The sequence below is a fragment of the Catellatospora vulcania genome (assembly GCF_009720385.1).
In the GTDB taxonomy this organism is placed as follows: domain Bacteria; phylum Actinomycetota; class Actinomycetes; order Mycobacteriales; family Micromonosporaceae; genus Catellatospora; species Catellatospora vulcania.
This window is the reverse complement of the sequence record NZ_ML769305.1, coordinates 191,700-203,789: the sequence shown is the minus strand read 5'-3', so window position 1 is coordinate 203,789 and position 12,090 is coordinate 191,700. Positions and strand designations below refer to the sequence as shown.

Sequence of the window (12,090 nt, the reverse complement as noted above, 5' to 3'; positions counted from 1 at the left end):
ACGACCTAATTGGGCATTTTGGTATGGTGCTGGTACACAGGCCGCAGGAGGAACCATGCGGGCCGGACCGGCACCCGGGAACCGAAGACGCGCGATCGTCACCGCGCTGGTGCTGGTCGTCGTCATCCTCGTCGGCGGATTCCTGCTCGGACACCTCGCCGGCAGCCGCTCCCGGACCGGCCTGGGCGACCGGTCGGACGAGCCGAAGACATCCCGTGACCGGGTCGGGTCCAAAGCCCGGCTGGCGCTGCCGCCGCTGCCGCCCCGGCCCCAGCCGATCACCGGGCCCGACCGCCCGCCGCTGCCCGTCGAGCACGGCGGCCCGTTCGGCAGCCGGCTGACCACCGGCACCCCCGAGATCGCGCTGACCTTCGACGACGGCCCGGACGAGATCTGGACGCCGCAGGTGCTGGCGCTGCTGCGCGACTACGGCGTCAAGGCCACCTTCTGCATGATCGGCGCCAAGGCCGCGAAACATCCCCAGCTCGTACGCGATGTCGTGGCGGACGGGCACACGCTGTGCAACCACAGCTGGAGCCACGACGTCTGGCTCGGCATGCGCGACGAGCAGACCGTGCTCGAAGACCTGCGCCGCACCAACGAGGCGCTGACCAGGGCGGCCCCGTCGGCGCGCATCTCCTACTACCGCCAGCCCGGCGGGAACTGGACGCCGCTCGTGGTGGCCGCCGCGCGGCGGCTGGGCATGACCGCGCTGCACTGGCGGGTCGACCCGCACGACTGGCAGCTCGGGCCGTCGCACCGCATCGCGGCCGACGTGACCTCGCAGGCCGTCCCGGGTGCGATCGTGCTGCTGCACGACGGCGGCGGCGACCGCGGCCGCACCCTGTCCGCGCTGCGCACCATCCTGGCGAACCTGATCACGCGGTTCCACCTGGCCCCGCTGCCGCCGGGCATGGAAGAGCCCCGGCCGTCCGGAACCGATTGGTTCGGACAGCCGGGGCGGTGACTTACCGACGCGGTGGCGTGCGGTTTATCGGGTCAGTGCGTCCACGACCTGCTGGGCACGGGTCTCGTGCTTGGCGTAGTGGTACGGGAAGGCCGACACCTGGACCTCCTGGATGGCCAGCGTCAGCGGCATGTCCTGCCAGCCCTGGACGTTGTCGAGGGCCTTGTAGAACTGCGTCGCCGCGTACTTGGGCTGCATCAGGTCGCGCACGGTGCCCCAACCGGAGGTCGGGCGCTGCTGGAACAGGCCGACCGAGTCGTGGTCGGAGCCCTCACCCTGGTTGGTGTAGTTGTACGACTCCGCGTACACGGTGCTGGCCAGGTTGTAGAGCTGGCTCTCCTGCATCGCGCAGGCGACGGCCGCCACGTAGGCGCGCTTGGGCAGCCCCAGCTTCTGGCCGGCCTGCACGATCGCCTGGGCGTTGCGCATCTGGGTCATGTCCAGCCCGGCGACGGGGCGCAGGACGGGCTGGGGGGCGGCCTTCGGCTTCGCGGCGGCCTTGGGCTTCGCGGCCTTGGGCGCCACCTTCGGGGCGGCCTTCGGGGCGGCCTTGGGCGCTGCCTTGGGGGCTGCGGCCTTCGGCTGGGCCTGCGGCACGGCCTTCGGGGCCGCCGCCGCGACGGGCGGGACCGCGCTGATCGCGGCGCGGTCCAGCGAGCGCGTCGCGGCCTGCGCCGCCTCGGCCCGGCTCGCGCTCTGCAGGGTGACCTGGTTGTCGGGTGCGCCGGCGCTGGCCGCCACTCCGCCGACCGTGGCGGCGCCCAGGGCGCCGACGAGGCCGGTCACTGCCATCAGCTTGCGCGAGTCGGCCGACTTGAGCCGGCTGATCGCCTCCGCGAGGGACTTGAGGGGACTGGACAGGGGATTCTGGCGAGCGGCCGCTCGGTGACGGCCGACTTCGCGCTGCTCGTGTGCTCCGTTGCCACGCATTCGCCGATCCTAGGAAGGCGATCGACCGCTGCCCACCTGCGATCAGTGGTCGGGGCCACTGCTGAGCGCTAAGGAGCCGCATTCCGCAGCCCTAGTCCATGCTTTCGGAGATTGTTGATGTAGTACTTTCGGCTGATGGCAATACGGACATTTCACGCGGGCTTGATGCCATACCAATCGGCCTGAAACGGGCCGAAACCGGATAACCCGAGTGCCGGACTCAGGCAGGAGCGCTATGGACTGGAACCTGCTGGCCTGCGCCCGGCGCCACCTCACCTACGCCCCGGACGAGCCCGAACTGCGCGAACACCTGCGGGTGGACACCGTCGAAGGAGCGGCCTGGCGCTGCCTGCGCTGCGGGGACTACGTGCCCGGCCCGCCGCGCGCCGCAGGCCCCGCCGACGAGGCTCCCGTGCCGCTGCGCGGCCAGCTACTGCGCGACGCCGTGGTGCTGCGAGCGCTGGCGGTCGAGCGCGCGGTCCGCGGCGCGCTGCTGCTGCTGGGGGCGTACGCCGTCTGGCGCTTCCGCGGCGAGCAGCCCGCCGTGCGGGCCGAGTTCGACCAGGACCTGCCCCTGCTCCAGCCGCTGGCCGACCGGCTGCACTGGAACCTCGCCGACTCGCCGCTGGTGCACCTGGCGCGCACCGCCCTGGCCACCCGGCCGCAGACGCTGCTCTGGATCACCGCCGCGCTGGCCTGCTACGGCCTGCTCCAGCTCGCCGAGGCCACCGGTCTGTGGCTGCTGCGCCGCTGGGGCGAGTATCTGGCCGCGGTCGCCACCGCGGCGTTCATCCCGCTGGAGGTGTACGAACTGATCGAGCGGGTCACCTGGGTCCGGGTCACCGCACTGCTGATCAACATCGGCGCGGTGGTCTACCTCGTCTACCGCAAGCGGCTGTTCGGCGTGCGCGGCGGCAAGGCCGCATACGACGCCGAGCGTCACCACGAGAGCCTGCTCCAGATCGCCCGCGCCGCCACCGGCGCCTGACCACCACCCCACCCCGGGCCCACCCCACCCCGGGCCGCAACTCTTGAAGAGTTGCGGTGTCAGCGGGTCAGGGAGGCCGCGACTGGTTAAGAGTTGCGGCGGGTGCGGCGGGTGCGGCGGGTGCGGCGGGTGCGGCGGGTGCCGCCGGGCGGGGGACGGAGTGCGCCCGCTCGGCGAGGCCGAGCGGGCGCGGGTAGAGAAGGCCGCGGGAGCGCGGCTCGGTGTCACTGACCGAAGAGCTTGCCCATCATCTGCTGGAGCTGCTGCGGGTCAGGCATCTGGCCCTGCGGCGTCGCCTGGTTGACGATCTCCGGCAGCACCTTGGCGAGGTCGTCGGCGGCCTGGCGCGGCGTGGTGCCGGCCTCCTCGGCCACGTGCTCGAGCGTGCCGCCGCCCAGCGCCTGCTGCAGCTGTGCGCCGGTGACGTCCTCGTTCTTACCCGTGCCGACCCAGGACTGCACCTGGGGGCCTAGGCCCGACTTGCTCAGCTGATCCACCAGACCGCTGAGGTTCGCCTGACCGCCACCGCCACCGCCGCCACCGCTCATCTGGCTGAACAGTCCCTTGAGCAGGCTCTGGATCTGCGGGTCGCTCATCAGCTTCATGATCTGGTTGAGGTCGACTGCCATTTCCCGTTACCCCCGTACTCGGTGCTGGACACTCTTCCTCGACCCTAGAAGGTCGGCCGAACGGCTGAGGCAAAAGCGGTGAAATGCCCTCAGGCATGGGTCGTCTTCGTCCAGAATGTGCCGCATGACGGAATACACCGATCAAGAGCGCCAGACCCTGCGCACCGCGGCCTTCGGCGCCGTGTTCCTCGTGTCCCATGCGGACCCCGGCTTCTTCGCGAGCTTCAAGGAGAGCATCGCCGGCGCCAAGGTGCTCGCCGGCGCGTCGCCCGAGCTGCAGAGCGTGTTCAAGTCCGGCGGCCTGCCCGAGATCCCGAAGGGCTCGCCGGCCGAATTGGAATCCGGCGTCATCACCGCACTCCAGCAGTCCGCGGGCATCCTGCAGGCCAAGTCACCACAGGACCTGACCGAGTTCCGCAACGTGATCACCGCCGCCTGCGACCAGGTCGCCAACGCCTCCGGCGGCGTCAAGGACACCGAGACCGCCGCCATCGCCAAGGTCAAGTCCGCCGTCGGCGCCTGACCCTCCTCGACCGTCCTCAACATCCTTGATCGTTCGACTTGCCTGGCGCGTGTGTGTACGAGGTCAAGATACGCACAGGTGCCAGGCAGGTCCGTCAATCGTGGGGTGGGTCGCGGCCTAGGGCAGGAGGTGGGCGGCGGCGCGGAGTTGGGTGGCGTGGCGGTGCAGGTCGGCGGCGATCTCGGCCACCGTGTTGTCGCGCAGGCGGGCCAGGGGGATGGAGACGCTGATCGCGTCGACGGCGGGGGAGCGCAGCGGCACAGCCACCGCCAGGCACATGATGCCCTCGGTGTTCTCCTCGCGGTCCTCGGCGTGCCCGGCCTCGCGGATCCGGGCCAGTTCGGCGTGCAGGGCGTCCGGCGTGGTCAGGGTGTACGGGGTGAGCGCGGCCAGGGGCCAGTCGAGCAGCCGGTCGACCTCGGCGTCGTCGCGCGCGGCCAGCAGCGCCTTGCCCAGCGCGGTGGCGTGGGCGGGCAGGCGGCGGCCGATCGCGCTGAACAGTCGCAGCGGATGTGCGGACTCGCGTTTCGATATGTAAACGACGTTCGGCCCGTCGAGCCGGCCCAGATGCACGGTCTCGCCGAACCGGGCCGACAGCGCGTCCAGAGTGGCGTTGAGCAGCCCGATCTCGTCGTCATTGTCCAGATAGGCCGCCCCGACCTGCAGCGCGCGTACGCCGAGGCCGAAGCGCGTGCCGGTCGTGTCGCTCTCGACCCAGCCGCGCTTGCTCATCGTCCGCAGCAGGCCGTGCAGGCTGCTCTTGGGGATGTCCAGCTCCCGGGACAGCTCGACGAGCCCGCGCGGGCCCCCGGCGGCGAGCGCCTCGAGCAGTTCGAGGGTGCGGTCGGCGGACTTCACCGGCGGGCGGTCGGCCCCCTGCTGGTTCATTGCCAATCCCTTCGTCCGCCATTAGGGTCACATACGTGACCGCCGTTTATCAACATGAACGCTCATCCGACATCGACCGGCTGCTCGCCGGAGACCGGCTGCTGCCGGTCGTCATCCTCCCCGACGCGTCCGCGGCCGAGCCGCTGGCCGCCGCCCTCACCGCGGGCGGCCTCCACTCCATAGAGGTCACCCTGCGTACACCCGCCGCGCTCGACGCGATCAAGCGGCTCGCGGCCTCCTCCGACCTGGTGGTCGGCGCGGGCACCGTGCTGAGCCCGGAGCAGGCCGAGCGAGCCGTCGAAGCCGGCGCCCGCTACGTGGTCTGCCCCGGCTTCAGCGCCGCGGTGGTACGCCGCTGCCAGGAACTCGGCGTGCCCGTCTTCCCCGGCGTGGCCACCCCCACCGAGATCCAGATGGCACTGGAAGCGGGCCTGGAGACGGTGAAGTTCTTCCCGGCCGAGCAGCTCGGCGGGGCCCCGATGGTCAAGGCGCTGTCGGCCCCGTTCCCGGGGGTGCGCTTCGTGCCGACCGGCGGGGTCACCACCGCCAACCTGGCCGCATACCTGGCCCTGCCGTCCGTGCTCGCGGTCGGCGGCACCTGGATGGTCGCCCCGGACCTGCTGGCCGCCGGGGACTACGCCGAGATCACCCGGCGCACCGCCGCGGCCGTCGCAGCCACGCGCCCGGCGGGGACCGACCCGAACGGAGAGTCCGATGCCCGTTGAGGTCCGTCCCGCCGAGGACTGCCGCTACGACCTGGTCTCGCTCGGCGAGGTGATGCTGCGGCTGGACCCGGGCGAGGGCCGGGTGCGCACAGCCCGCTCGTTCCGCGCCTGGGAGGGCGGCGGGGAGTACAACGTCGCGCGCGGGCTGCGCCGGTGCTTCGGCATGCGCACCGCGCTGGTCAGCGCGTTCGCCGACAACGAGGTGGGCCGCCTGCTGGAGGACATGATCCTCACCGGTGGCGTGGACACCTCGCTGGTGAAGTGGCTGCCGTACGACGGCATCGGCCGCACGGTGCGCAACGGGCTCAACTTCACCGAGCGCGGCTTCGGCGTACGCGGCGCGGTCGGCGTCTCCGACCGCGGCCACACCGCCGCCGGGCAGCTTCGCCCGGAGGACGTCGACTGGGAGCACCTGTTCGGCACGCTGGGCGTGCGCTGGTTCCACACCGGAGGCATCTACGCGGCCCTGTCGGACACCACGCCCGACGTGATCGAGGCGGCGATGGCGGCCGCCCGCCGGCACGGCACGGTCATCTCGTACGACCTCAACTACCGCCCCAGCCTGTGGAAGGCGATCGGCGGCAAGGCGCGGGCGCAGGAGGTCAACCGGCGGTTGGCCCGCTACGTCGACGTGATGATCGGCAACGAGGAGGACTTCACCGCCAGCCTCGGCTTCGAGGTGCCCGGCACCGCCGAGGACCTGTCCGAGTTGGAGGCCGAGAACTTCGAGAAGATGATCGGCCAGGTCGTGCAGGAGTACGACAACTTCAAGGTCGTCGCCACGACGCTGCGTACCGTGCGCAGCGCGACGGTCAACGACTGGGGCGCGGTGGCCTGGAGCCGCGACGGCTTCGCGCACGCCACGCACCGCCCCGCGCTGGAGATCATGGACCGCGTCGGCGGTGGCGACAGCTTCGCCAGCGGGCTGATCTACGGCCTGCTCACCACCGGCGACCTGGGCCGCGCGGTCGAGTACGGCGCGGCGCACGGCGCACTGGCGATGACCACCCCCGGTGACACCTCGATGGCGACCCGCGCCGAGGTGGAGGCCTTGATGGCCGGCACCGGCGCCCGCGTCCAGCGCTGACGCGGTCGAGTGTTGGGAAGGGCACCTTCTACATCGAAAAGCGATAAGAAGGTGCCCTTCCTTCGTGCCTCAGCGGGTGGGGAGGGGGTGGTAGAGGTCGCGGGCGTGGTCGGCGACGGCCGCGCCGACGATGGTCGCCTCCAGGGGCAGCATGTCCAGGCACAGCCGGATGGCGTCGGTCATCTTGACCAGCGGCACCCGCATGGACAGCGTGCAGTGCGGCACCCAGGCCCCGGGCTGGTAGAACGAGCCGGTCTCGATACCCGCCGCGGTCAGCCGCCCGTGCACGGCCGCGTGGTGGGCCAGCAGCTCAGCGGTCGGCACCGGCCCGAGCCAGAGCACCCGGCCCAGGAACTGCCCGATGTGGTCGAACGTCAACTTGATCGGCGGCGCGATCGCCAGCCCCTGCAACGCCGCCTCCACCGCGGGCCCGTCGAGCACGTCCGCGCTGGTGATGGACAGGTGCGGTCGATGCTTGCGGTGGGTGAGGTCGCGCAGGGTGGGCACGCCCTCGGCCTCCAGGGCGTTCCAGAGGGTACGCAGGCGCGCGGTGGCGACGGGGTCGAGATAGAGCTCCAGGGCGGCGGCCATGGTGGGAGACAGTACCGCCATGATCGTCGTCGGACGACCGAGTATTGGCGGCACAAAAGGTACATTTCGCCGTACCATCGGACACCGTGAACCTGGACCCGTTCTACGCCGCGGTCGCCGCGATCAACTTCACCCTGCTGGGCCTGTGGCTGGTGGTGGTGACCGACCGCAAGGAGCTCAGCCGCCACGACGCCGCCTCGCGCCGCATGGCGTACCTGGTCTCCCTGCAGTTCGCCATCCCCGGCACGCTGTCCCTGCTGGCCCAGGTCGCCCCGACCGTGGTCCTGCTCTGGCGCACCGCCTTCACCCTGGCCGGCATCGCCGGCGGCATCGGCGCGATCATGCTCGCCCGCCAGATCCAGCGCCAAACCGGCGCCCACGGCATCGCCAACCTGCTCCGCTACGTGGCCGTCCCCGCCTACGCCCTCGTCACCCTGATCGCCATACTCCCGCCCAGCGCCGTAAAAGCACTGGGCATCGGCCTGACCCCACTCCAACTCGAGGCCGTCCTCCTGTCCATCCTGGTCTTCCTCGGCGTCCAGGAAGCCTGGGCCGTAGCCATGTCCCCCCGCCCCACCGACGCCCCCCAACCCGCCGACGCCAACCGCTGATCACGACGATCTTGCGCGGACTGCGGGTGCGACACGCTTATAACGGGCGTATCGGCAACAGTTCGCGCAAGATCGTCGCGATCTTCAGGACGGGTGGGCGGCGATGAGGGCGGCGACCATGCGGGGGAGGGCCTCGCCGATGGGGTCCCGGATCACCTCGTCGGCGACGACGTCGTAGGGGGTCGGCTGGGCGTTGACGATGGTGGTCTTCGCGCCCTCCGTCATGGCGATGGCGCACAGCGAGGCAGCGGGCTGGACCTGGAGGGAGGTGCCCACGGCCCAGAAGATCCGGCAGGCCTTGGCGATCGCGCCGGCCTGGTTCAGGGTGTCGCCGTCCAGGTTCTCGCCGAACATGATCGTGCCGGCTTTGAGGATGCCTCCGCAGGACAGGCAGGCCGGATCCGGGTCGCCGGCCTCGACGCGGTCCAGTGCGTCGCGCATGGTCCCCTTTTCACCGCAGCCCATGCAGCGCACCGTGAACATGGTGCCGTGCAACTCCAGCACCTTGCGCGGGGTCGAGCCCGCCTTCTGGTGCAGGCCGTCGATGTTCTGCGTGATGATCCGCACCGGGAAGCCGGCCCGCTCCAGCTCGACCAGCGCGAGGTGACCCGGGTTGGGCTGGGCGGTCCACGCCGCGTTGTCGGCGCGCGCCCGCCACGAAGCGCGGCGCACGGCCGGGTCGGCCATGTAGTACTCGTAGGTGAACATCTTCTCCGCGGCCGGATCCAGGGTCCACACACCCTGCGGTCCACGGAAGTCGGGGATGCCGGAGTCGGTGGAGATACCCGCGCCGGTCAGTACGGCGATTATCGGTTTGTCGCTCACCGTCTGATGGTTTCAGAACGGGCAAGCCGAAATCCACGACGGAGCGCGTCGATCAGGTCAGCCCGCATCGTGTGCCGCAGCGGGGGTAGATCGCCCGCTGCGCGCTGGACGTCACCGTGCTGCCGCAGCCTGCGCACGTTTCTTCCTCACAGAGTCCCTGATAGACGCCGAGACCGCCGCCGTAGTGGTCACGATCCGGCCATGCCACCACACGTTCTACGGCGTCGTCGTCGTCCGGTCGGTCAAGACTTCGACAATGATCAGGTCGTTGAGGAAAGCGGGGTCGGCGTTGTTGGCGGCCTGCACCGGCAGCGCCTGCCGCATGACGTCGAGAAACTCGGCCATCGGCAGCGCGACGAGGGCCGCCGCGAGCTCAGCCCGATAGGCCTCGCCGGACCGGTGTTCCTGCTCACGAACCTCGTTCAAGGCACTGTCCCATCAACAGGCGGTCGGTCGTCGTTCCATCGTCGCAGTGCTCGCCAGCCGGTTATCAACTTGCAGCCGGTGCGATGCTCGCGGCGTGGACCGCAGCGTCACACTCCGGGTTCAGCCGCGACGGGCTGGCCCGCCTCGTCCTGTCCGATCTCGCGGCGAGCCTGGCCGGCAACGTCGCCGCGCTGGTCAGCACCCGCAACGACCCGGATTGCGCGAACGGCGGGCGCGCCAGCGAGGCGAACGCCCTCTGGGAGTGCGCGCAGCGGGCGCTCGCTGCGGCGGTGGTGTTCGAACGTGAACGCGGTTGCTGGGAAGACCTCGCCCACTACCTCGGGACCACGGCCGATGAGGCGGAGCACCGGTTCGTTCCGGTCCTGGCCGAGTGGGAGGACGTGCTGGAGCGCAGCGCGGCGGACAGGCCGGTGCGCGGGATTCCGCAAGCCGTCCAGAAACCGGAGTATGTCGGCTCCTGCCTCGACAGATGGGCGTTCCACCGCATCACGCTCACCAAGGACCAGCACGAGGTGACAGGGAGCCTGCTCGGCAGACCTGGTTCCGGCGAAGGCGGCTAGTCCGCATACCGGATGAGACTCAGGAAGGCCGAGGCCGGGTATCGTGACCGGACCGGAGAACAGAGACCGCTGCTTGTTCGGCGGAGGACGCACCCATGAATGCCGGTGGCTGGAGCTGTAGCCAATCACGTCGTCGATGTGTTGACGAGGTTCTGTAGTTGGCCACCCGGCTGTCGAGAACCTGACCGGGAATCGTATGGACTGCATCAGTGGTGCGAGCCTGTTGCAACCACGAGGGCCATTGCTTTTTATGTCGCAATGTACTTAGGTGGGTGCGTTGGTAATGGTGGGTATCTCTGGAGAGCGAAATGCCAACTAGCGCAGATCAGATCGTCGTGAACTCGTTGTTCAAGCAGTTTCACGACTCCGAGTATCCTGGAGAAAACGTCGACGAAGTTTTCGAGCGATATGCGGTGACGCAGGTACTGAAGCCCAACGAAGTGTCGGCCGACGAGTTGAATGAAGGCATTGTCGATGGCGATAAGGATGGCGGCGTCGACAGCTTCTTCGTGTTCCTTGACGGGACTTTGATAAGCCCTGACGACCCGCGCCTTAATCCAGGCGATCCGTCCCTGACGGCAATTCGCCAGAATCCCCATCTCGAAATCTTCCTCGTTCAGTCAAAAAATACGGAAAGCTGGGAGGAGGCAGCGTGGGAGCATCTATTGTCGTCTTTGCCCAACCTACTCGATGTGACCATCGATGATTTGTTCTTGCAAACGCTATACAGGCCGTCGGTAATCGAAAGAACCGGAATAGTGCGAAAAGCGATCAAGTCGCTGGGGCCCAAATTTCCGCAGGTGACCTTTAATGTCGCCTACGTAACTCGCGCACTCGAATCGAACATAACCCCGACGATAGTTGCACGCGGCGACCAGGTTGTGAAGGCCGTCGAATCCAGGTTGACCTTCGGGGCAAAAGTTAATGCTCTACACGTTGGCGCTCGCGAGCTCTATCGACTTGCCGCAATTGACCCGAGCAAACCCGGCGTACTTAAGTTTCGATCACTAGTCCGCGAGAACGACTCCTATCTCGGGGTAGTCGCGATCAAGGATTATCTAACGTTCATTCGCAGTGATGACGGAAATTTGCGGGAGGAACTTTTCGAAGCCAATGTCCGCGACTTCGAAGGCGACAACTCCGTGAACGATGCCATATTAAAGACGCTGGCCGGCGCGGACGACATCGAGTTCTGGTGGCTCAACAACGGCGTTACGGTCATTTGCGATCGAGCCGACAGCCCCCAGAACACAGTTACGGTTTCGGGGCCACTCATTGTAAACGGGTTGCAAACTTCGCATGTACTAGACCGAGCGGAGAAGGAAGGCAAGCTGGCGTCCCCGCGCCTCGACAATGGAATAGTCGTACGGGTTGTGGTGTCGACCGACGAAGACATCAGGGATCGAATAATCGCTGGCACAAATCGGCAGACACAAGTGCCTGGCCCCGCCTTGTTCGCAACGCAGCCACTTCAGAGCGAGATCGAACGATTTCTCGCAGTGCATGAATGGTATTACGAGCGCCGAAAGAATAGATATAAGAACCAGAGAATGCCTGCCAAGCGCCGAATCAGTATGCGGCTACTCGCGCAAGCTCTGATTACGCTCAATCTCGGACAGCCGGACGTAGCTCGCGCTCGTCCATTTACCTTGCTGGCTGATGAGCAAGGGTATAGCAAGGTGTTCCCGGATGATCTTGATATTTCTGCATATCTCGTGGCTGTTCATGTCGTCAAGGGAGTAGATGAATTCTTGGCCTCGGAGGAGGCTAAGAACATCTTCGATGGCTATACGAATGCGCGCTTCTATGTGGCCGCTGGATATTCGATGATATCGCTCAAACTTAAGAAGATCGAGGATCTTCGGTTCGGGCTCAATTTCCGACGCCTAAAGTACCCTCTATCGCAAGTCGGATTGATCAACGCTATTCAAATCTTGGCAGATACAGCAGCAAGTTATCAAAAATCAAACCCCAAAGTTGCCGTGGACGGCATGTTTAAGAGTTCCGACTTTCGATCGAAGTACTTTGCGGCGATCGCGGACCACAACCTGACCTGAGTGAGGCCCGGTTTTCGCCTGGTGGAGGTGGTGACGAGGGGTGTGACGACCGCGGGCAGACTGTCGGCCGGATGCCGTTCCGGGTCGGCGCAGTGGGCGAGCCGTTACCTGCCCCAGGTGCGCCAGGCGTCGGCCCTGCACACCGCGCGCCGACCGTCCGCCTTCTCCGCGAGACGCCGGGCGGAGTACGCCGACTGCTCGGCCGTCCACGGCCTACGCGCCTCGAACAACTGGTCCACCGCCCGGACCAGTGCGTCGGGGC

Annotated in this window: 14 protein-coding genes; 8 read left to right on the top strand and 6 right to left on the bottom strand. The window is 67.9% G+C overall.

All coding sequences use genetic code 11. The annotated features are described in order from the left end of the window. The first annotated feature begins 55 nt into the window (after window positions 1-55). Complete coding sequence (locus F6W97_RS12840) at window positions 56-967, top strand: polysaccharide deacetylase family protein (protein ID WP_155370493.1); 912 nt, start codon at window positions 56-58, stop codon at window positions 965-967. Window positions 968-991: 24 nt separating this feature from the next. On the opposite strand, the gene F6W97_RS12835 is transcribed toward F6W97_RS12840, so the two are convergent. Beyond that, window positions 992-1,897 (bottom strand): hypothetical protein, encoded by a 906-nt coding sequence (locus F6W97_RS12835; protein WP_155370492.1) that lies wholly within the window; start codon window positions 1,895-1,897, stop codon window positions 992-994. Window positions 1,898-2,132: 235 nt separating this feature from the next. Between F6W97_RS12835 and F6W97_RS12830 the strand changes: the two genes are divergently transcribed. Then, the gene (locus tag F6W97_RS12830; RefSeq protein WP_155370491.1) at window positions 2,133-2,885 is read left to right on the top strand and encodes a DUF2127 domain-containing protein; all 753 of its coding nucleotides are present in this window, start codon (window positions 2,133-2,135) and stop codon (window positions 2,883-2,885) included. A 224-nt stretch (window positions 2,886-3,109) separates the two neighbouring features. On the opposite strand, the gene F6W97_RS12825 is transcribed toward F6W97_RS12830, so the two are convergent. Further along, window positions 3,110-3,514, bottom strand: a complete 405-nt coding sequence (locus tag F6W97_RS12825; RefSeq protein WP_230686625.1) for a YidB family protein — start codon at window positions 3,512-3,514, stop codon at window positions 3,110-3,112. Window positions 3,515-3,638: 124 nt separating this feature from the next. On the opposite strand from F6W97_RS12825, the gene F6W97_RS12820 reads away from it, so the two are divergent. After that, window positions 3,639-4,037, top strand: a complete 399-nt coding sequence (locus F6W97_RS12820) for a hypothetical protein (protein WP_155370490.1) — start codon at window positions 3,639-3,641, stop codon at window positions 4,035-4,037. Between the two features lie 117 nt (window positions 4,038-4,154). Here the strand turns inward: F6W97_RS12820 and F6W97_RS12815 are convergent, their stop codons facing one another. Beyond that, window positions 4,155-4,925: an IclR family transcriptional regulator gene (locus F6W97_RS12815; protein ID WP_155370489.1), complete on the bottom strand. Its 771-nt coding sequence runs from the start codon at window positions 4,923-4,925 to the stop codon at window positions 4,155-4,157. Window positions 4,926-4,960: 35 nt separating this feature from the next. Here F6W97_RS12815 and F6W97_RS12810 point away from each other — a divergent pair, with 35 nt between their 5' ends. Beyond that, window positions 4,961-5,650 (top strand): bifunctional 4-hydroxy-2-oxoglutarate aldolase/2-dehydro-3-deoxy-phosphogluconate aldolase, encoded by a 690-nt coding sequence (locus F6W97_RS12810; protein WP_155370488.1) that lies wholly within the window; start codon window positions 4,961-4,963, stop codon window positions 5,648-5,650. Then, window positions 5,640-6,737 carry a sugar kinase gene (locus F6W97_RS12805; protein WP_155370487.1) on the top strand — a complete coding sequence of 366 codons (1,098 nt, stop codon included), beginning with the start codon at window positions 5,640-5,642 and terminating at the stop codon, window positions 6,735-6,737. Before F6W97_RS12810 ends, F6W97_RS12805 begins: the two co-directional genes overlap by 11 nt. 69 nt (window positions 6,738-6,806) lie before the next feature. On the opposite strand, the gene F6W97_RS12800 is transcribed toward F6W97_RS12805, so the two are convergent. Further along, window positions 6,807-7,349: a 2'-5' RNA ligase family protein gene (locus F6W97_RS12800; protein WP_330164968.1), complete on the bottom strand. Its 543-nt coding sequence runs from the start codon at window positions 7,347-7,349 to the stop codon at window positions 6,807-6,809. 65 nt (window positions 7,350-7,414) lie between these two features. Between F6W97_RS12800 and F6W97_RS12795 the strand changes: the two genes are divergently transcribed. Beyond that, window positions 7,415-7,939: a hypothetical protein gene (locus F6W97_RS12795; protein WP_155370486.1), complete on the top strand. Its 525-nt coding sequence runs from the start codon at window positions 7,415-7,417 to the stop codon at window positions 7,937-7,939. A gap of 84 nt (window positions 7,940-8,023) precedes the next feature. Here F6W97_RS12795 and F6W97_RS12790 read toward each other — a convergent pair whose 3' ends face one another. Both F6W97_RS12790 and F6W97_RS12785 read right to left on the bottom strand, forming a co-directional pair. After that, window positions 8,024-8,764: an SIR2 family NAD-dependent protein deacylase gene (locus tag F6W97_RS12790; RefSeq protein ID WP_155370485.1), complete on the bottom strand. Its 741-nt coding sequence runs from the start codon at window positions 8,762-8,764 to the stop codon at window positions 8,024-8,026. 216 nt (window positions 8,765-8,980) lie between these two features. After that, window positions 8,981-9,190 (bottom strand): hypothetical protein, encoded by a 210-nt coding sequence (locus F6W97_RS12785; protein WP_155370484.1) that lies wholly within the window; start codon window positions 9,188-9,190, stop codon window positions 8,981-8,983. Between the two features lie 83 nt (window positions 9,191-9,273). Here F6W97_RS12785 and F6W97_RS12780 point away from each other — a divergent pair, with 83 nt between their 5' ends. Further along, the gene (locus F6W97_RS12780) at window positions 9,274-9,771 is read left to right on the top strand and encodes a hypothetical protein (RefSeq protein WP_155370483.1); all 498 of its coding nucleotides are present in this window, start codon (window positions 9,274-9,276) and stop codon (window positions 9,769-9,771) included. A 335-nt stretch (window positions 9,772-10,106) separates the two neighbouring features. Then, on the top strand, window positions 10,107-11,828 hold the full coding sequence (locus F6W97_RS12775; protein WP_196279109.1) for an AIPR family protein: 1,722 nt from the start codon (window positions 10,107-10,109) through the stop codon (window positions 11,826-11,828). Window positions 11,829-12,090: the final 262 nt, after the last annotated feature.

What these genes read in the sequence shown, in the direction of transcription:
- F6W97_RS12800 (WP_330164968.1), bottom strand. Translation starts at nt 7,349, where the DNA reads ATGGCGGTACTGTCTCCCACCATGGCCGCCGCCCTGGAGCTCTATCTC.
- F6W97_RS12825 (WP_230686625.1), bottom strand. Translation starts at nt 3,514, where the DNA reads ATGGCAGTCGACCTCAACCAGATCATGAAGCTGATGAGCGACCCGCAG.
- F6W97_RS12840 (WP_155370493.1), top strand. Translation starts at nt 56, where the DNA reads ATGCGGGCCGGACCGGCACCCGGGAACCGAAGACGCGCGATCGTCACC.
- F6W97_RS12835 (WP_155370492.1), bottom strand. Translation starts at nt 1,897, where the DNA reads ATGCGTGGCAACGGAGCACACGAGCAGCGCGAAGTCGGCCGTCACCGA.
- F6W97_RS12805 (WP_155370487.1), top strand. Translation starts at nt 5,640, where the DNA reads ATGCCCGTTGAGGTCCGTCCCGCCGAGGACTGCCGCTACGACCTGGTC.
- F6W97_RS12820 (WP_155370490.1), top strand. Translation starts at nt 3,639, where the DNA reads ATGACGGAATACACCGATCAAGAGCGCCAGACCCTGCGCACCGCGGCC.
- F6W97_RS12815 (WP_155370489.1), bottom strand. Translation starts at nt 4,925, where the DNA reads ATGAACCAGCAGGGGGCCGACCGCCCGCCGGTGAAGTCCGCCGACCGC.
- F6W97_RS12780 (WP_155370483.1), top strand. Translation starts at nt 9,274, where the DNA reads ATGCTCGCGGCGTGGACCGCAGCGTCACACTCCGGGTTCAGCCGCGAC.
- F6W97_RS12830 (WP_155370491.1), top strand. Translation starts at nt 2,133, where the DNA reads ATGGACTGGAACCTGCTGGCCTGCGCCCGGCGCCACCTCACCTACGCC.